General features: G+C 38.4%; 24 protein-coding genes. 23 read left to right on the plus strand and 1 reads right to left on the minus strand.

The annotated features are described in order from the left end of the window. Positions 1-22 precede the first annotated feature (22 nt). The 6 genes from ACFQWC_RS02375 to ACFQWC_RS02400 all read left to right on the plus strand — a co-directional run bounded on the left by ACFQWC_RS02375 (position 23) and on the right by ACFQWC_RS02400 (position 3743). Entirely contained in the window at positions 23-964 is a 942-nt protein-coding gene (locus tag ACFQWC_RS02375; RefSeq protein WP_377105893.1) for a YqaJ viral recombinase family nuclease, read from the plus strand. Further along, entirely contained in the window at positions 964-1809 is an 846-nt protein-coding gene (locus ACFQWC_RS02380; RefSeq protein ID WP_377105895.1) for a recombinase RecT, read from the plus strand. The genes ACFQWC_RS02375 and ACFQWC_RS02380 overlap by 1 nt, the downstream gene beginning before the upstream one ends. Positions 1810-1977: 168 nt before the next feature. Beyond that, a complete protein-coding gene (locus ACFQWC_RS23205; RefSeq protein ID WP_482629596.1) occupies positions 1978-2241 on the plus strand; it encodes an AbrB/MazE/SpoVT family DNA-binding domain-containing protein in 264 nt (87 codons plus the stop codon). Positions 2242-2251: 10 nt separating this feature from the next. Further along, the gene (locus ACFQWC_RS02390) at positions 2252-3109 is read left to right on the plus strand and encodes a DnaD domain-containing protein (protein ID WP_377105897.1); all 858 of its coding nucleotides are present in this window, start codon (positions 2252-2254) and stop codon (positions 3107-3109) included. A gap of 4 nt (positions 3110-3113) precedes the next feature. Further along, on the plus strand, positions 3114-3317 hold the full coding sequence (locus ACFQWC_RS02395) for a hypothetical protein (protein WP_377105899.1): 204 nt from the start codon (positions 3114-3116) through the stop codon (positions 3315-3317). A gap of 9 nt (positions 3318-3326) precedes the next feature. Next, positions 3327-3743, plus strand: coding sequence for a RusA family crossover junction endodeoxyribonuclease (locus tag ACFQWC_RS02400; protein WP_377107215.1), 417 nt, complete (start codon positions 3327-3329; stop codon positions 3741-3743). A gap of 75 nt (positions 3744-3818) precedes the next feature. Here the strand turns inward: ACFQWC_RS02400 and ACFQWC_RS02405 are convergent, their stop codons facing one another. Then, positions 3819-3971 carry a hypothetical protein gene (locus ACFQWC_RS02405; RefSeq protein WP_377105901.1) on the minus strand — a complete coding sequence of 51 codons (153 nt, stop codon included), beginning with the start codon at positions 3969-3971 and terminating at the stop codon, positions 3819-3821. Between the two features lie 648 nt (positions 3972-4619). Here ACFQWC_RS02405 and ACFQWC_RS02410 point away from each other — a divergent pair. From ACFQWC_RS02410 to ACFQWC_RS02490, 17 genes are all read left to right on the plus strand, one after another. Continuing rightward, positions 4620-4820, plus strand: coding sequence for an XtrA/YqaO family protein (locus tag ACFQWC_RS02410; RefSeq protein WP_377105903.1), 201 nt, complete (start codon positions 4620-4622; stop codon positions 4818-4820). A gap of 87 nt (positions 4821-4907) precedes the next feature. Further along, positions 4908-5999 carry a GTP pyrophosphokinase gene (locus ACFQWC_RS02415; RefSeq protein ID WP_377105905.1) on the plus strand — a complete coding sequence of 364 codons (1092 nt, stop codon included), beginning with the start codon at positions 4908-4910 and terminating at the stop codon, positions 5997-5999. A 97-nt stretch (positions 6000-6096) separates the two neighbouring features. Beyond that, positions 6097-6597, plus strand: a complete 501-nt coding sequence (locus tag ACFQWC_RS02420; RefSeq protein WP_377105907.1) for a sigma-70 family RNA polymerase sigma factor — start codon at positions 6097-6099, stop codon at positions 6595-6597. Positions 6598-7076: 479 nt separating this feature from the next. Beyond that, the gene (locus ACFQWC_RS02425; RefSeq protein ID WP_377105909.1) at positions 7077-7511 is read left to right on the plus strand and encodes a terminase small subunit; all 435 of its coding nucleotides are present in this window, start codon (positions 7077-7079) and stop codon (positions 7509-7511) included. After that, the gene (locus ACFQWC_RS02430) at positions 7501-8787 is read left to right on the plus strand and encodes a PBSX family phage terminase large subunit (RefSeq protein ID WP_377105911.1); all 1287 of its coding nucleotides are present in this window, start codon (positions 7501-7503) and stop codon (positions 8785-8787) included. The genes ACFQWC_RS02425 and ACFQWC_RS02430 overlap by 11 nt, the downstream gene beginning before the upstream one ends. Before the next feature lie 10 nt (positions 8788-8797). Continuing rightward, on the plus strand, positions 8798-10240 hold the full coding sequence (locus ACFQWC_RS02435) for a phage portal protein (protein ID WP_377105913.1): 1443 nt from the start codon (positions 8798-8800) through the stop codon (positions 10238-10240). A 10-nt stretch (positions 10241-10250) separates the two neighbouring features. Beyond that, positions 10251-11201: a minor capsid protein gene (locus ACFQWC_RS02440; protein WP_377105915.1), complete on the plus strand. Its 951-nt coding sequence runs from the start codon at positions 10251-10253 to the stop codon at positions 11199-11201. Positions 11202-11334: 133 nt separating this feature from the next. After that, the gene (locus ACFQWC_RS02445) at positions 11335-11982 is read left to right on the plus strand and encodes a DUF4355 domain-containing protein (protein ID WP_377105917.1); all 648 of its coding nucleotides are present in this window, start codon (positions 11335-11337) and stop codon (positions 11980-11982) included. 15 nt (positions 11983-11997) lie between these two features. Then, the gene (locus ACFQWC_RS02450) at positions 11998-12936 is read left to right on the plus strand and encodes a phage major capsid protein (protein WP_377105919.1); all 939 of its coding nucleotides are present in this window, start codon (positions 11998-12000) and stop codon (positions 12934-12936) included. Between the two features lie 27 nt (positions 12937-12963). Next, positions 12964-13290, plus strand: a complete 327-nt coding sequence (locus tag ACFQWC_RS02455; RefSeq protein ID WP_377105921.1) for a hypothetical protein — start codon at positions 12964-12966, stop codon at positions 13288-13290. Positions 13291-13294: 4 nt separating this feature from the next. After that, the gene (locus ACFQWC_RS02460; RefSeq protein WP_377105923.1) at positions 13295-13627 is read left to right on the plus strand and encodes a phage head-tail connector protein; all 333 of its coding nucleotides are present in this window, start codon (positions 13295-13297) and stop codon (positions 13625-13627) included. 301 nt (positions 13628-13928) lie between these two features. Then, a complete protein-coding gene (locus tag ACFQWC_RS02465; RefSeq protein WP_377105925.1) occupies positions 13929-14270 on the plus strand; it encodes an HK97-gp10 family putative phage morphogenesis protein in 342 nt (113 codons plus the stop codon). Between the two features lie 8 nt (positions 14271-14278). Further along, the gene (locus tag ACFQWC_RS02470) at positions 14279-14668 is read left to right on the plus strand and encodes a hypothetical protein (protein ID WP_377105927.1); all 390 of its coding nucleotides are present in this window, start codon (positions 14279-14281) and stop codon (positions 14666-14668) included. A 15-nt stretch (positions 14669-14683) separates the two neighbouring features. After that, positions 14684-15229, plus strand: a complete 546-nt coding sequence (locus tag ACFQWC_RS02475; RefSeq protein WP_377105929.1) for a phage major tail protein, TP901-1 family — start codon at positions 14684-14686, stop codon at positions 15227-15229. Between the two features lie 59 nt (positions 15230-15288). After that, positions 15289-15669, plus strand: coding sequence for a tail assembly chaperone (locus tag ACFQWC_RS02480; RefSeq protein ID WP_377105931.1), 381 nt, complete (start codon positions 15289-15291; stop codon positions 15667-15669). Positions 15670-15737: 68 nt separating this feature from the next. Next, complete coding sequence (locus tag ACFQWC_RS02485; RefSeq protein WP_377105933.1) at positions 15738-16034, plus strand: hypothetical protein; 297 nt, start codon at positions 15738-15740, stop codon at positions 16032-16034. Positions 16035-16038: 4 nt separating this feature from the next. Further along, on the plus strand, positions 16039-18351 hold the full coding sequence (locus tag ACFQWC_RS02490; RefSeq protein WP_377105935.1) for a phage tail protein: 2313 nt from the start codon (positions 16039-16041) through the stop codon (positions 18349-18351). The last annotated feature ends 11 nt before the right edge of the window (positions 18352-18362 follow it).

Genomic DNA, 18362 nt, shown 5'->3' on the forward strand with positions numbered 1-18362 from the left:
AAAATCAATTGGAGGGGAATTTATGCCAGCAATATTAGCAACTACAAATGATATGGATCGTAATGAATGGTTAGAAATGAGAAGAAAAGGTATTGGGGGTTCTGATGCTTCCATCATCCTCGGACTTAATAAATATAAAACACCTTTTGAATTATGGCTTGAGAAAACAGGTCAGGTGCTTATTGAAGAATCATCCAGTGAAGCTGCGTACTTTGGAAATCTCTTTGAAGATATGGTCGCAAAAGAATTTGAAGTGCGTATGGGGAAGAAGGTACGAAAGAGAAATGCCATCCTTCAACACCCTGATCAAGAGTACATCATCGCTAACATTGATCGTAAGGTTGTGGGTGAAGAAGCGTTACTTGAATGTAAAACAGCAAATCAGTTCCTTGCAAAAGATTGGGAGAGCGAAGAAATACCTGAATCGTATTTGGTACAGGTGCAGCATTACTTAGGAGTACTTGGATACCCCAAGGCATACATCGCGGTATTAATAGGCGGTAACAAATTTATTTGTAAAGAAGTGGACCGTGACGAAGAATTGATCAGCATTATTTTCGAAGCTGAAAAGCATTTCTGGGAGTACCACGTAATTGAAGGGAATCCTCCGGCACTGGACGGCTCGAGTGCTGCTGAAAAGTATTTAAAAGAAAAGTACGCCAAAGCTGAAAAAGGGAAGTCTATCGAGCTACAGAGTACTAATAAAAATCGTATCCTTGAGTACTTCGATTTGAAGAAGACCATTAGCGAATTAGAAAAACAGAAAAAACATATTCAACATGACCTTCAGCATGAATTAAAAGAAGCTGAATTAGGCTTCTGCTCAAACTACGAAGTAGCCTGGAAGCCGATTGAATCAAATAGAGTAGATTCAAAGCTATTAAAAGAAAAGTTTCCGAATATATATAAAGAAGTAACCAAAAAGAGTGCTTATCGACGATTTGATATCAAGGAGGCTAAATAATGGCCACCAATCAATCTCTTAAAACTCAATTAGCTAACAAGAATGGACAAGCTCCTTCTACTCAAGGCTCCACTATGAAAGGGTTACTAGCTAGTCCTAGTGTGATTAAGCGCTTTGAAGAGGTATTAGGTAAACGAGCAACACAATTTACCGCCTCAATTCTAAGCCTATACAACAATGAAAAGATGCTACAGAAAGCTGAACCTATGTCAGTTATCTCTTCAGCCATGATTGCAGCCACTTTAGATCTTCCAGTAGATAAGAATCTAGGGTATGCCTGGATTGTCCCATATGGGGGCAAGGCACAATTTCAACTTGGATATAAAGGTTATATTCAATTAGCCCTTAGAACCGGACAGTACCGGTATATAAACGTCACACCGATCCATGAAGGGGAATTGATGAAATGGAATCCCCTAACAGAGGAAATCGATATCGACTTTGAGCAAAGAGAATCAGAAGCCGTCATTGGGTATGCAGCTTATTTTGAACTACTGAATGGATTTAGAAAAACCGTCTACTGGACCCGAGAACAAGTAGAGAAGCATCGGAAGAAGTTCAGTAAATCAGATTTTGGTTGGAAGAATGACTGGGATGCTATGGCCATGAAAACGGTACTGAAGAATCTCTTATCTAAATGGGGCATTCTCTCAGTAGAAATGCAAAAGGCTGTTATTGAAGATAATGAGGATCGTGAATTGAAAGATATCACACCTGAAGAGGATGACAACACAATCGAATATGAGGTCCAGGAAGAACAAACGGAAGAACCGGCAAAAGAATCTAAATCAAAGAAAAACAAAAAAGAATCAGCACAAGACACGATGGACATGAAGTTTGATTAACCATGAAGTACCTTACAGAGTCCTTCTTCCAAAGTGGATTTGGAAGAAGGCTCAAAGTAAGGAAGAGTTGAAATGTCTCGTATTGGACTATATGAACCGATATCCCCACTATCACGTAAAAGGTATTAAAGAGGGGAAAGCGATATGTGAAAGGAAGGAAGAGGAATTATGAAAGCAACTGGAATCGTGAGAAAGATCGATGAATTAGGTAGAGTGGTTATTCCAAAAGAGATTAGAAGAACACAGGGGTTGAATAGTGGCACCCCATTAGAAATGTTCCTAGATCATGGAGGGATTGTCTTCAGACCTTATCAAACCGATGTAACGAAGAACAATACACTCACATGGCTTGAGAATGCTTTGTCAGACGCAACGAACCAAGAAGATAGGGAATCCATTTCAGCGGCAATTTCATACGTAAGACAAGCATAGAGGTGATGACTTGAATTATCTAAAGGAACTCAAAGCTTTTAAGGATTGGTTGCTACTGAACGATCTTAATACCAGCGCAATTGCGTTATGGCACACACTGATGGCTATAAACAATATGGCTGGCTGGAAAGAACGATTCAATGCGCCCAACTCCACAGTAGAGAAATTAACTGGCCTTTCTAAACAAGGGCTGGTTAATGCTCGAATAAAGCTTATCGAAAATGAATTGATTGAGTACGAAAAAGGCAAGAAGGGGAAGGCTCCCATCTATAAGGTAAAGTCATTGGTCAACTCAGTTGACCAATCGCTATACCAATCCGATACCCAATCCATATACCAATATGGATACCAATCCGATGACCAACAGTTGACCATACCTAAACATAAACTAAACAAAACAAAACTAAAAAAAGATGTAGTAAATGATGCGCCTGCATCTCTCAATCCGTTTCAGTTTTACGAGCAAGAGGGGTTTGGAATCTTGGGAGGTTATATACCGCAAAAGATTGTGTCTTGGTGTGAAGATCTCTGTGAGGAATTGGTACTGGAGGCCATGAAGATTGCTGTAGAGCAAGGAACGAAAAAGTGGGGATACGTTGAAGCCATTCTTAAGAATTGGTCTCAGAAGGGGATTAGAACTTTGGAGCAGTCTCGAGCTGAGCAACAGCAATTTAAGGAGCAGAGGACAAAGCGAACACCTGTGAGGTCTTCTGGGAAGGTCAGGCCCATTCGTACTGAGAGATTACCAGATTGGTTTGAGGAGAATAAGAATTCTACACCAAATCAACGCAGCGACTTTAGCGACTATGACTTTGAGAAAGAAAAGGCAAAGCTTGAAGCAGAGCTTTTAGCATTTAAAAGGGGGTAATGAAATGGGTGTATTATTTGATTCTATTAAGATTACTCAGGAAACGAAGTCACAAGGGATGATCAGTGAGCTCCTTACCTTAGGTGTTACTGAAACAAAGAGTGGGACAAGCATTTATGACCTGAATTATTATGTTCTAAGGCAAGAATTAGCCATCGCTAAATTTAGAAACAGGAATGTTGAGAGTTCTGAGAATGGGTGGTTTTGAGTAATGAAGATGATTCAGTTTACGGTCTATGGTACTCCCGTAGCCCAGGGGAGGCCAAGGTTTAGCTCTCAAGGAGGATATACTAGGGCTTATGATCCTAAGAAATCTAAGGACTTTAAGAAGTATGTAAAGTTGGTTGCTGCTGAGAATCGACCTAAGAAACTGCTTGAAGGACCACTTCAGTTGTTTATCAGGGTATATAAGCCAACGTTAAAGAACTTCAGCCAAAAGAAGTTAGCTGCAGCTGAGAGTGGTGAATTAAGACCATTGACGAAACCTGATGTAGATAACTACGTGAAAGGAATCAAAGACGCTTGTAACCAGATCCTTTGGAAGGATGATAGCCAGGTGGTGGAGTTATTAGCTAGTAAGTGGTATAGCGAGGACCCCCGGATTGAGATTATGGTGGTACCCATTGAACAATAAAACACAGGAGAAACGACTATATGTATCGTTTCTCCTGATTGTAGAATTAGAAGTTCTAAGATTTCTAAGTATTGGTTAGTTTAGGAATGTATTCATTTCTTTTAAATCTATTTTAAGTTGAAGTGCATCTTCAACCATTCTTATGAAGTCTATGGAAGTTCCAACTCTTTTTGAATCTACTAGTATATCCTGAAGCTTTTCTTCTGATAGAACAATTAATGAGTTCAATAAAATCATCCTTTCGGCCGACGAAATAACTGCTTAGGATTATTTTACTGTTATTTACAGAATAATGGAATAGAAATAGATGGATTTGCTTGTGAAAAAAGAACTATTTGATTTTCTTGATTTCTGATTTGTGAACAAGTTCTATATTGGAGTAACCTTGAGCTATTTCAATGTACTCACTATCATAAATCCATAGTATGTTATATTCCTTATCTTGGTATAAAACCTTGTCCCTTAAATTATATTCCATGTTAATACCTCGCTGTTTTAGTAGGTAAATACTATCACATTAGAAGAATTATGGATTTATGCACTAGGTACATTCCGTGGAATTGTAACTGGCTATTTCGTGTAAAAACTCTTGGTTTTATTGAAATATATTAATATATGTATATTTTCTGGTTTCTTAAATTAATCGTTACGAGGATGGATCTTTTCACTTAAGGTTTTGATTTCTCCAGTAATTCTTTCTTTAAGTTTAGGACAGTTACATGATTGGAATTCTTTAAATAATGAACCTAGCTTTTTAATAGATATTAATATCTCACGCTCTTTCAAGTTCTTCACCTTTGACATTTGTATTTGAAATAAAAAAAGCCAGGATTTCTCCTGACCAGCCAATTTAATTATAACATAGGAGGGATTTTGGTGAGATTATCAGATGTAGAAATTAATCCTAGTACTTTGAAACTAGAAATTGATATAATGGAACATAAAGGAAGTTTTGCTGTTGTGGTGTGTGATGGGAAGGCAAAGGTTACTGATCTGCCACCTCATGGAGAGACGAATATAGTTACACATCAGGGGAAAGTGAAACGTATTAGGTGGAATGAGGGGGAAGAGTTTTAAAGGTATTTTAATTATAATTACTCAGAATATATATTATTGAATTTTATTAATGAGAATATTACAAATTTAAATATGAGGTGAATACAAATGTCGACTGAGAGAATTATAAAAGAATACGAAGAGCAAAAGGCCACTTTAGATATACTTGAATCTAAGATTGTAACACTTTTTGAAGATTTGAGTAATTATAATAAGGTTTCTTTTCATGATATAAGAGCCAGAGTAAAAGAGCGAGACAGTCTACAACAGAAAATAGAAAAAAAACAAGGGAAATATAGCGAACTGAATGATATAACTGATGTTGTTGGGATACGTATAATTACATATTTTAATGATGATGTTGATAAACTAGCTACTATCATTGAAGATGAGTTTTCAGTTGATCAAAAAAATTCGGTTGATAAAAGAAAAAAAGATCCTGACCGTTTCGGATATGCTTCTTTACATTTTGTAGTTACTTTTAATGACGAGAGATTAAAATTAATAGAATATAAACATTTTGAAGGTATTAAATTTGAAATTCAAATACGTTCCATCCTTCAGCATGCTTGGGCAGAAATTGAACATGATATTGGGTATAAGAGTAAAAATGAAGTTCCTGAAGAAATCCGAAGAGATTTTTCACGGATTGCAGGGTTACTTGAGCTTGCTGATATGGAATTTCTAAGAATTAAAGGATTTATTGAAAAGTATACAGAAGAAATAGAAACAAAAATAGAAAATAACTCACTAATGATCAAGCTTGATAAAGTTACACTAACAGAATACATAAATAAATCCCGATTAGTAGAAGGTATAAATAATACTTTAGAGGAGAAGTATCATGGTTTGAAAATTAATGATGATTATACTTCTGTTCTTTCTACAGATTTAGAAATACTTCGCTTTTTTGATATTAATAAGGTTATTGATTTAGATGAACTTTTAAGTAAGAAGAAGGAGAAGGTGTTATCATTTTTTGAAAAATGGTATGAATCTTCATTTGATTTTTCTGAAAATAGATCTGCATATCCAAAAGATATATCCCTATTTTATTTATATTATGTATTAATTTATGAGAACTATTCAGAAAAATTGCTAAGTGATTATTTAGAAATTAGCAGTATAGATGATGATTTACATCAAAGTGTTATCGATGATTTTAATAATTTAAAGAATGAAGACTGGAAGTTATCATAACCCTAAATCCTACCAGACAACTGGAGGACACTAATCTAACACATATTAATGTGTGTTTAGATTGGTGTCCTTTTTTACTTTGAATAGAGGTGTTCGTGTGAAAGAGCTACTATTAAGCTACAAAAGGAATTTGAAATATACTAAATCAATGCTTGTGAATGCTTGTCAGCGAGATAAATCAATACTTATTGGGATAGTAAGAGACTTACAGTACGCTATTGAATGGATGGAAGCAGGAAGACAGCCTGGAACTAAAAGAGGAGTCGAGAGATTGGCTGCTTATCAAAGAGAGAGACCGTTTGATCCTCTAATAATGCAGAGATATTTTAGAAGTAATGAAGTTATTTATCCTTGGAATAACGATAATAAAGACAATACAGTTAGTTCAGAAGAACGAGAAAGAATTGAGGACGCTCTTTCTGTTTTAACAGCTAAGGAAAAAGAAGTGTACTTAATGTCACGTGGCCATTGCTTAACGTACAGTCAGATTGCCAACTATTTATGTATTAGTTCAAGCAGTGTTCAGACTATGATTGAGAGAGCTGAAAAGAAAGTTTCTAAAAGAAGATATGATAGTATCTTTTGTCTAAGTAGTTGAAATCGAAAGTGTGATTTTTGTCGTATAAATGCCATTAATAAGTGAAAATAAAACAGCCTTCTTAATTAGAGGCTGTTAGAGGCGTTTTATTATACTTATAACTCATTTAATTTACTTATCATGTAGTAAACAGTGTCATCTAATTTTTTATGAATATTCCTAGAATGGATTTCATCTCGTAAGTCTTTATAGCTGATTCTTTTCCCAGTAGCTACCTCTTCAATCATTTTAGGATACAAAGATCCTACTGTATTAACGTACACGAGGTATTCATTGGCTTTAATATTAATTAATGAAACATGCACCTCATTATTATGGAGTAACGGACTTGGCAAAATTTTCACCTCCCTTTTTACACTATTCGACAATTAAAAAGTTAAACCTTTAAAATATGTAAATTTCAAAAAGGGAAGTGTTCAACCCGTATTTTTTGACTTTCAAGACAGCTCAATTTATTCGGAGGTGGTAGGTGTTAAGAGATGAATATAACTGAAAAACAAAGACGTTTTGCTGATGAGTATGTAAGAACAGGTAATATTTCTGGTTCTTATAAAATTGCATATCCGAGTGTGAAAAAGGATGCAGCTGCAAGAGCTTCCGGGAGTAGGCTGCTAACAAAGGTTAACGTGAGATTCTATATTGATGAGCGACTAGAAGAATTGAAAAAGAAATCAATAGCTGAACAAGATGAAATACTTCAATTTCTCACTGCAGTTATGCGTGGAGAACATACGGAACAAATCCCAGTAGGTATTGGTGAAGGTGCTCAACAGCTAGAAGACAAGGATCCTTTTCTTAAAGATAGAGTTAAGGCAGCAGAACTCTTAGGTAAGCGATACGTCATGTGGACTGATAAGCAGCAAGTAGAGAACATTACACCTGTCTTTGTAGAGGATGTACCTGATGAAGACTAAGCAAAAAAGAACCTCCATCAAAAAGAAGATTGGTGGAGGGTACAACCGGTTTTGGAACAACAAGCAGTTCTACCGGGTAGTAAAAGGTTCACGTGGTAGTAAGAAATCGAAGAACACTGCACTAAATTTCATTCATAGAATCATGAAATACTCCTGGGCAAATCTCTTAGTTGTCAGGCGGTATTCAAACACCAACAAACAATCTACTTATACTGATTTAAAATGGGCAGCCACGCAATTAGGGGTTGCCCATTTATTTAAGTTCAATGAATCAATGCCGGAGATAACGTACATGCCTACTGGCCAGAAGATCTTGTTTAGAGGTCTTGATGATGAATTGAAGATTACATCAATCACCGTAGATGTTGGGATATTATGTTGGGCTTGGTTTGAGGAAGCTTATCAAATTGAAACTGAAGCTAAATTTCGAACGGTTGTTGAATCAATCCGGGGAAAATATGATGATCCGAACTTCTTTAAACAGATAACAGTTACTTTTAATCCCTGGTCTGAGCGACACTGGCTTAAGAAAGTCTTCTTTGATGAAGAGACCCGGGAAAAAGATACGTTTGCGATTACAACGACCTTTCGCGTTAATGAGTGGCTGGATGATGTTGACCGAGCAAGGTATGAGGATTTATACAGAACAAACCCTCGACGTGCCAGGATTGTTTGTGATGGTGAATGGGGAGTAGCTGAGGGGCTTATATTTGATAACTTCCATGTTAGGGATTTCGATATTCAACGGAAAATCAAAGAGATTCAGGAAACTGCACATGGTATGGACTTTGGTTTTACAAATGATCCTACTACCTTACCAAGTTCAGTAGTGGACCTGAAAAATAAGGAACTTTGGATATATGATGAGCATTATGAGAAAGCGATGCTCACTGAAGACATATACAAGATGATCGTGAGGAAAGGACTTCTAAAATCAGTCATCACAGCTGACTCTGCAGAACGACGATTGATTCAGGAATTAATCAATAAAGGTGTTCGTAGGATGAGAGCTTCAGTCAAAGGGAAAGGCAGCGTCAACCAAGGTATACTGTTCATTCAAGGATTCAAGGTGTACATTCATCCCACATGTGAACATACCATTGAAGAATTTAATACGTACACGTTTGATCAGGACAAAGATGGTAAGTGGTTGAATACTCCGGTTGATGCAAATAACCATATTATCGATGCTTTGAGATATAGCCTAGAACAATACCATTTGGGAGTGGCCAAGAAAGACGATACTTATAAAGCTTTAAAAGGATTAGGTTTATAGGGGGTGGAACATGAATCACGTTAATAATTTTGAGCTTGGAGAAGATAAGTACAGCAGGACGAAGAAGAGGCGGTTCAGTAAAGAGGCAAATATTCAATATAAGTTTGAATCAGCTAAATCGCTGGTCCAAGACACTAGTGAACTTTCTGCCATTCTAAAACATCATATCGAACACCAACGTCCAAGGCTCAATGTCTTGGACGATTATTATCTTGGAGAGAACACGACAATTTCAGTCTCCAAGCGGCGCAAAGAAGATGATAAGGCAGATCACCGGGCCAAGCACAATTACGCGAAGTATGTTTCTAATTTCATGCAGGGATTCTTTGTAGGTGTGCCTGTTTCAGTCCGCCATAAGGATAATACTACTCAAGAGAAAATTAATGAAATCAACGAGACGATCGAAGATGCAGCGCTTAATGCAGATATAGTTCTTGATTTATCTATCTACGGTCGGGCATATGAACTGATACACCGGAACCAACGAGATCAAACCAAGGTATATTTGTCTTCACCATTAGAAACCTTCTTAATCTATGACACTACAATTGAGAAGAACGTAATTGCTGGGGTTCGATACTTCTCAGTTGGTTATGGCGGACAAAGAAAGATTAAAGTCATCCTTTACACAGACAAGAAGATCTACACGTATTTCACTTCGAATATGGGTGACTATAATTTGACGATTGATAGTGAGGTTGATCATCCGTTTGCGGAAGTCCCGATTAATGAACACAGTAATAATCGATTCCGTCAGGGGGATTTTGAGAATGTACTGGACTTGATCGATTTATATGATGCAGCGCAATCTGATACGGCAAACTATATGACTGATCTGAATGATGCCATGCTGAAGATACTCGGTAATGTCGAGTTGGATGCAACCGAAGCCAAGAAGATGAAAGAGGCAAATATCATTTTTCTTAAGCCAACTCAAAATGCAGATGGCAAAGAGGGCAATATTGAAGCTGATTATATCTATAAACAATACGATGTATCTGGAAGTGAAGCGTATAAAGGAAGGCTTCAAACGGATATTCATAAGTTCACAAATACACCGGATCTAAATGATGAGAATTTCAGTGGCCAACAAACAGGAGAAGCGATGAAGTATAAACTGTTTGGTCTTGAACAGATTCGAATAAATAAGGAGCGTCTCTTTAAGAGATCCTTAAACAGACGTTATAAGCTAATAAATAATGTCATGCACCTGGCGAGCGAAGCGGGCAAAGGTGAGTTTGAAGGGTTAACCTATAAATTCACTCCAAACCTTCCTAAGAGCACGAAAGAGGCAGTGGAGATGTTCAATGCACTTGGAGGTGAGTTGTCCCAGGAAACGAAGCTGAAGATCATTCCAATGATTGTAGAAAACCCAGAGGAGGAAGAAAAAAAGATATCAGGTGAAAGGGCCGAACAAAGACAATCGATATCCTCCGAGTATATGAGGAATTGAGGTGTGGTAGATGGCTGTTGAAGAATCCTACTGGATAAAGCGTGAAAGAGACAATATCAAGCGTGAGCAAATGAAAGATGAAGAGGTATCAAGAAAATTAAAAGAGATCATTGATCATGCTCTTCGCGAGGTAGAAAAAGAAATCAATGCTTTTTATTCCCGGTACGCAGAAAAAAATACGATAACGTTAGCTGAAGCTAAGAAGAGAGTTTCAGAATTCGATGTTCAATCATTCGAAAGAACAGCAGCACGATATGTGAGGGAAAAAGATTTCTCTCCGAAAGCGAATAAGGAGCTCTACACCTACAATACAAAAATGAGGATAAACCGGCAGGAGCTCCATATGATGTATTTGAATGCTCACTTGGTATCGATGACGAATGAGCAAGATAAGACCTTTCAAGAGTATCTGGAACAGGCAGGAATATCTGAAGTGTTAAGGCAAGCCGGGATATTAGGAGTCAACATGGCAATCACCACTCCTACTCTTAAATCAATTGTAGGAGCCTCGTTTTACGGAGCTAAGTGGTCTTCAAGGATATGGGGAGATATGAAAGCCCTCAGAGAAGAATTGGACGATATTATCAATAGTGCAATCGTACGTGGTGTACATCCTAGCAAGTATATAAGGAAAATTCGAGAGCGATTTGAAGTCAGTTCATTTGAAGCAAAAAGGTTATTAATCACTGAAACTGCCAGAGTACAAGTGGAAGCCCAAAAGTTATCGTATCAGTCTGTCTCAAACGATGAAGAAGCTGAATACGAATATGTTGCCGTAATGGATGGGAAGACCACAAAAAAATGTAAACTCTTGAATAATAAAAAGTTCAAAGTGAAGGAAATGAAGCCAGGGATCAATGCTCCTCCCATGCATCCTTTTTGTAGGAGTTCAACGGCACTTGTTTTAGGAGACTGGAGAAAGGATTTTTTTGCGAGTAAGAAAGAGAAATATACCTTATAAGAATTTGTTCGAGCGCGTCTTTGAGCACCAGACGTTATAAACAGGCTTATTTGTTTTGTTAATAAACGTGTGAGGACGTTAACGATGGGTATATGCGTGTCGTTGCGTGTTCATGGGTTAGGAGGAAATGAAAGTGAAAAAACCAATAAATGTGTTTAATCCAGCAGCCTTTAAGAAACAGCTTGCACCTTTAAAACTAGATCTGCAGTATTTTTCCGAGCCGAATGACCCACCTGCGGATCCACAGAATCCCGATGATCCACTAAACGATCCACCGGCAAAGGTTGAGCTTTCGGCAGAGGAACTTCAAAAGAAGATTGAAGCTGAGTCAGATCGTAAGCTTGCAAAAGCTCTTGAGAAGAAGCAGAAGGAATGGGAGTCTCAGCTTGATCAAAGAATTGCTGATGCTAAAAAGGATGCAGAACAATATGCAAAAATGACTCAGAAAGAAAGAGAAGATGCTGAGTACAAGAAGCGCCTAGAAGCACTTGATAAGCGAGAGCGTGAATTAAATACTAAGCAGCTTCGTTCTGAAGTAGAAACAGACTTGAAAGATGAGGGACTGCCGGCAGCTTTTGCTGATTCTCTTATTAAGCTTGAGGACAACGAGAAAATCAAAGAAGCAGTGTCAAGTATCAAAAAGGAATTTGATGCTGCAGTTAATAACGCGGTAAAGGAAAAGCTTCGCCAGGATCCCCCTGAAACGGGCGGTTCAAAACTAAACAACAGCAGCCATACATCAAAAGCAGAAATGGCAAGGAAGAATAGAATCATTAAATAAGAGGAGAGAAATCATATGGGAACAAATCTATTAAAACTTGATCTACAGTACTTTGCACAAACATTTAGCCCAGATAACGTAATGGTTCACGAAGCGAAAGATGGAACGATCCCGGATAAGTACAACACAATGATTTTAAATGATGTAATGGAAAATTCCAAGATCATGCAGCTGGGTGTTTATGAGGAAATGACGGATAAAGAAAAGACATTCGAATACTTTGCTGAAGGACCAGGCGCTTACTGGGTAGGTGAGACTGAGAAGATTCAAACATCAAAACCAACCTTGCTACAAGTAAAGATGACAGCCAAGAAGTTGGGTGTCATTCTACCAGTTTCCCGTGAGTATCTACAATACAGGGTTTCGAATTTCTTTGAAATCATGCGACCTAAGATTGCAGAGGCCTTCTACAAAAAGTTTGATGAAGCAGGAATTCTGAATGTAGCTAACCCATTCACTCAATCGATTGAACAATCAGTAACAGCTGCAGAAAATATCGTTTATGACGGGATCACTTACGACAATATCCTGGCTGTAGAAGATGAGCTTTTTGAGAATGATGTAGAGCCAAACGCATGGATTTCAAAAGTGCAAAATCATACTGCCTTACGCAATGCTCAAAAAGCTGAAAATGGAACATTACAATCATTGTATGATCGTTCAAACAATACGATTGATGGGTTGCCAGCAGTGGATTTAAAAACTGCAAATTTTGCAAAGGGAACTCTTTACGCTGGTGATTTTGATCAATTACGTTACGGAATTCCTTTTAATATTGATTATGCAATTTCAGAGGAAGCACAACTGTCTACTATTACAAATGCAGACGGGTCACCAATAAACTTGTTTGAGCAGGAAATGGTTGCTCTTCGTGCCACAATGGATGTAGGTCTTATGATCATTAAAGATGAAGCGTTCGCTAAGTTAACACCTGACGCTCCGCCGGTAGGATAAATAATATAAATGTAGGAGGAATTTTAATTGAAATATACTGTATTACGTTCATTTACTGATAAGGATACAAAGAAAGCATACTACAAAGGGAATTCTTATCCAGGTGAAAAAGTGTCTAAGGAACGATTAGAGGAGCTCACAACTAAGAACAATACGCAAAAGAAAGTGTTAATTGAAGTAGTGGGACCTTCTAACAAAGCAGATGTAGAAAATTCCTATGGCGAGCCAGCGGATCAAGATGGTCAAGACGGAGAATTCCCAAAGCATACAGGCGGTCCTTGGTATGTATTGTCTAATGGAGAAAAGATTCAGGGTAAAGAAGAAGCTCTTGCTGCAGAAGCAGAATTGCAGTGATTGAATGACCATCAAAGATAATGTCAAAATCATTGTGGGAATTCAAGATGATCTTCAAGACAGTCAGATTGATAGACTAATCACTAATGTAGAAGCTAGATTGAAAGTCTGGTTAATGCAAAATGCTGGGCTGCCAGGAATACCTGAAGAGTTAATGTTCATTGTTGAGGAGTTGGTGGTGAACCGGTATAACAAAATCGGTAGCGAAGGGATGAAGTCAGAATCCATCGAAGGCAGGTCTGTTACATTTACAGAAGACGATTTTAAGCCCTATCATTCCATCTTAGAAACGTATATTCCTAAAACAGAGACTTCAGGAAAGGTAATGTTCTTTTGATGGGGTACTCCGATCGGATCACACTCCATAAAGTTATAGGCAGGGCATATGATCCTTCTGTAGGTAAGACAGTTGTTAGGGTGGATGATGGTGTCACACTTCCCTGCGACACGTCCTCTATCAGCTTGGAAAGAGTGAAGGTGTTATTCGGTTCCTTAGACAAGCAAATCACCACAGTTAGACTACAGCGACCATATAGACGCAAAGTAGATAAAGCTGTCATCAACGGAAAGAAATATAACGTTCTCCGACATGTTCCCTACAAGTCAGAGAGCGTTTTGTTTTTGGAAGGGGTGAGCGATTGGACTTAGATGGACTGGATGCCCTGCTTGCAAAGCTTGACCGAATGAATAGGGACATTGAAGACGATGTCGGAAAAATCGTGAAGAGCAATACCATTGAAATGACCGAAAAGGTAGTTAAGAATGCTGAATTTACCCAAGGTTACCAAACTGGCTACACAAAAAGAAATATTGAAACAAAGATGGTAAGTAAACTTGCCGGAAAGACAATCAGTAAATCCGAACACTCTGGTTACCTTGAATTCGGAACACGGTTCATGGATGCTCAACCATTCATCTTTCCTGGATTCTACAACCAGAAAAAGCAGTTCCTCGATGACCTAAATAGACTTGTAAAGTAGGTGAGTAGATGAAGTCACCAAAGATCCAACTGTTTAATGAAGTATTCAATAAATCTATTTCATTGGGATACGACACATACGATTATCTTCCAGGAAAAGATGAGGGAATTCCTTATCCGTTTGTTCATTTAGCAGGTTCGATAGGATCTGATGTCATTAACAACAAAGAAGTGATTACCGGTAATCTATCACAAACTATTCATGTTTGGGAGATTGCAAATAACCGATCGCATTTTGCCGAAATGATCTATAATCTCGAAATGGCATTGCGAAGGCTAACGAATCTTGATAATTACTACGTGAGACTGGTTTCACTTGATTCAAATGAAATATTTGATAATACAACAACTGACAATCTTTTGCATGGAGTTATCCAGGCAGAATACAGAATTACCTAATAAGGAGGTAGAAGCATGGGAAACATTGCAAAAGGAGTACACAAGGTACTCTATTTTCGAAAACTCGGTGAGGCTGCAGAAGGAGCAAAGCTAGTATTTCAAACCGAACACTCAAAGTCCTATTCCCGGGATCGTGAATCAACTGTTACCAAGGATGGAAGTGTTTCAGGTTCAGGGGCACTTGAGGATGAAGTAAGCATTTCAGCCCTCCAGGCAGAAACAGACCCAACATTTACAATGCTTAGTGATTCCATTGTTGATGATTATCCAGTAGAGATGTGGGAAGTGGACTTAGCTGATAGAGAAGAAACCGGGACCGAGCCTGATACGGTTACTACATTTGCTGCAGAATATCGACAGGGTTATATAACCGAATGGGAGACTACGAATCCATCAGAAGACGATCCTGAGGTGAGTGGGACCTTTGTAACTCAATTTAAACGGCAAAAGGGAAGAGTGACACTGCCTTCAAATGATATCGAAACATTAGGTTATGTATTTCATGACGTTTTATCAACGGATCCAGCCGACGACGGACTTGGAACACCACCAGAAGCATAATAGGAATTCGGAGGGGGCTAACCCCTCTTTTAATTTTGATTTTTTAGGAGGAAAATACTTTGCATATTAACTTTAACGGTAGAGATATTGAACTTTCATTTGGACTTCGAACCCTTACAACAATTGACCGATCATTGGGTTTAGAGGTGGAAAGTGTGAGCCTGGGTCAAGGATTAGAAACCATGTTGGTTCCAGGCCTTCAATCAGGTAATGTCATTTGTCTTTATAAGCTGATTCAAGCAGCAACTGCTCATGACAAGAAAAAGCCTACTACTGACCAGGACTTTGAAGCAATCTTGAATGATATCGCGGACAGTGAAGGGTTAGATGAATTTGCTCAGCGGGTCATGTTTGAACTGGGAAAGCAACCTATGACCCGAAAGCTGGTTCCAGAAAAGTATCAAGCAGTGAAAAAAGTGAGCAAAACGACAGAGGGCTAACCTATAACGAAGTAGTTATATATGCTCTTCGAAAACTTGATATAGGGCGATTAGTTGATGTCGAAGAAATGACATTAAGTGAGTTCCATTTTAAAAGGTATGCCCAGGAGTATAAGGAAGTAGATGACGAATACAAACTGCATAAACTTGCTTTTCTCATTCGGAACGCTGAAGCGAAAGTCAATAAAGGGACCGAGAAGAAACCAAAAGAAGAATATGCATTCAAAGATTTCAATGACTTTTTTGACTATGAGGAAGCATTAAAAACTGTTGATCAAGGATTTATTGTACAAAGTACCAATAAACCTACAAAAAAATTATCCCCTGCACAAATTGCTCTTCAACGGAATTCTAGAAAGGGGTGAATACATGTCTAACTACTCAGTAGAAGCTGAATTGAAAGCGAACGTTACGAAATTCAGGAAGGCCATTCAGAAGGCAAGAGACATAACTGAAAAATTCAAAAGAGCTTCTGAGAGTGTGGAAGATACCACATTAGATGCTGATATTAAGCCACTGAAACGTAACATAAAAAATGCAAAGAAAATGATGGATAGATTCACTAAAGGCAAAGTGAAAAAAGAAGTGGACGCTGACACAGTTAGCTTCTTTAAGAAGATCAGCAATTTACAGGCAAAGGCAAAAGCAATTGCTCGAGATAAAATCATCATCCAAGTGGAGGCTCGTGTTGATAAATTTCAACAAAGAATAGATCGTATAGCCAAGACGATTAATTCTGTTGGAACCGTTACAGGTAATTTCTTTAGAGGTGGATCACTAGCTGCACTTCCTGCATTAGTACCGTTAATTACAAGTTTGGCTGGTGCTCTCGGAGGCTTGACTACATCATTTGCTGCAGCTGGAACGGGTGCTATTTTATTTGGGACTGTGGCTACCTCAGCTTTAAATGATGTGTTTGAAGCAAACAAAACGATTAAAGATTTACGAAACGAGCTAGCAAACACCGATGATTTAGAAAAGAGAGCCGAAATACTAAAAGAGATTGAGAGAGCCCAGGCGAGTTTATCAAAAGAGCAACAAAGAGGTTTAACAGCACTCCAGTCATTCAGTAAGTTTTGGGGGAAGTTTACGAAGCAATTTGAAAAGCCTGTAATGGACATTTTTATCCGGAGCTTAGAACAGCTACAATCGTTGATCAAGGATCTCAAGCCAGCATTTGACGGTGCAGTTAGTGCAGCGGACACTTTGTCTAAGAGCCTTGGCCTTTCAATGGAATCTCAAGATTTTAAGGACTTTATCAGCTTCCTAAACAACAATGCGGGTCCGGCTATGACAGCTCTTGGAAAGTCATTCGGGAATGTTATGCAGGGGATCATGAATTTAATGGTTGCCTTCACCCCTCTTTCTCAGGGTATGCAAGGGGGAATGGTTGGTTTAACAGAAAGGTTTGCAGCATGGTCGGCTAAATTGGATGAGTCCAAGGGATTCCAAAACTTCATTAATTATGTAAAAGAAAATGGACCCAAGGTAATGGCTCTCATAGGGAATCTTACTGACTTCCTAATTCAGCTTGGTATTGGAATGGCCCCTCTTGGTTCAAAGATTCTTGACTTAGTAAATGGCTTCCTAAGCTGGTCAGCAGAAATGATGAAGGCTTACCCACTAATAGGGCAACTTATTGGTTGGGCTCTTTCGTTGACAGGTGTTCTTATCGCTGTGATCCCAGCTGTAATTCTTTTAAGGACAGCGTTTGGTGGCTTTGTTGGAAAGATGATTGGTTGGTTACTCAAATTAAGCACTCGCGCATTAATTTGGGCAGCGCGAATGGCTCTTTCGTGGGTGATAGCAATGGGACCTATCGGCTGGGCAATCGCCGCGGTCGTTGGTTTGGTCGTATTAGTCATCGCAAACTGGGATAAGGTGAAGGAATGGACCTCGAAAATTTGGTCTTGGGTATCAAACTTCATTCGTGAATCTGCATCTAAAATCCTGGGATACATCAAAGAAAAATTCCCTGCTCTGTATAGCACTATTGAGTCTTATATGCAGATGGCACTTTCTATTATTAAAAATATTTGGGGTTTTATAGAAGGCAGTTTTAAAAACACCCTGAAATTTTTGAAGGGCCTTGTTACCGGAGATTTCCGGGCAATGAAGGACGCTGTATCTGACCAAATGCAAAATATGTTTAAAACCATTTCGAATATCTGGGGCAGCATTACTGATTTCTTTGATAGCATCGATCTCTATGAATCTGGTAAAGCTATTATCCAAAGTGCGATTGATGGCTTGTCTGCAATGAAAAGTAAAATTCTTGGGGTGGTAGATAACATAGTTGGGGCCGTTCGAGATTTTTGGCCATTCTCTCCTGCTAAACGAGGGCCATTAAGTGATATTCACCGAATGGATTTTAAAGGACCGATTAGAACATCGATTGAAAAAGCAAAATCACCACTGGTACGTGCGACTGCAAAACTTGCTAACGGTGTAAGAACTGCATTTAGTCCCGACTTATCCGTAAATACTTCACAAGTAAGATCAAGTTTAAAAGGTCTAAAAAGAAGTAGCACTGCTCAAGTAAACAACGCAGTGAATGCTCAAGTTCAAGTAATAACAAAGCAGCCAGTCAACATTAGTCTGCGTTTGGGACGACAAGCATTCAAAACTTTTGTCAGTGATATTACAGAAGTTCAAGAAAGAGAATTACACTCCGGAAACTAAAGGAGGTACTT

The organism is Rossellomorea sp. GCM10028870 (assembly GCF_042666755.1).
GTDB lineage: Bacteria > Bacillota > Bacilli > Bacillales > Bacillaceae_B > Rossellomorea.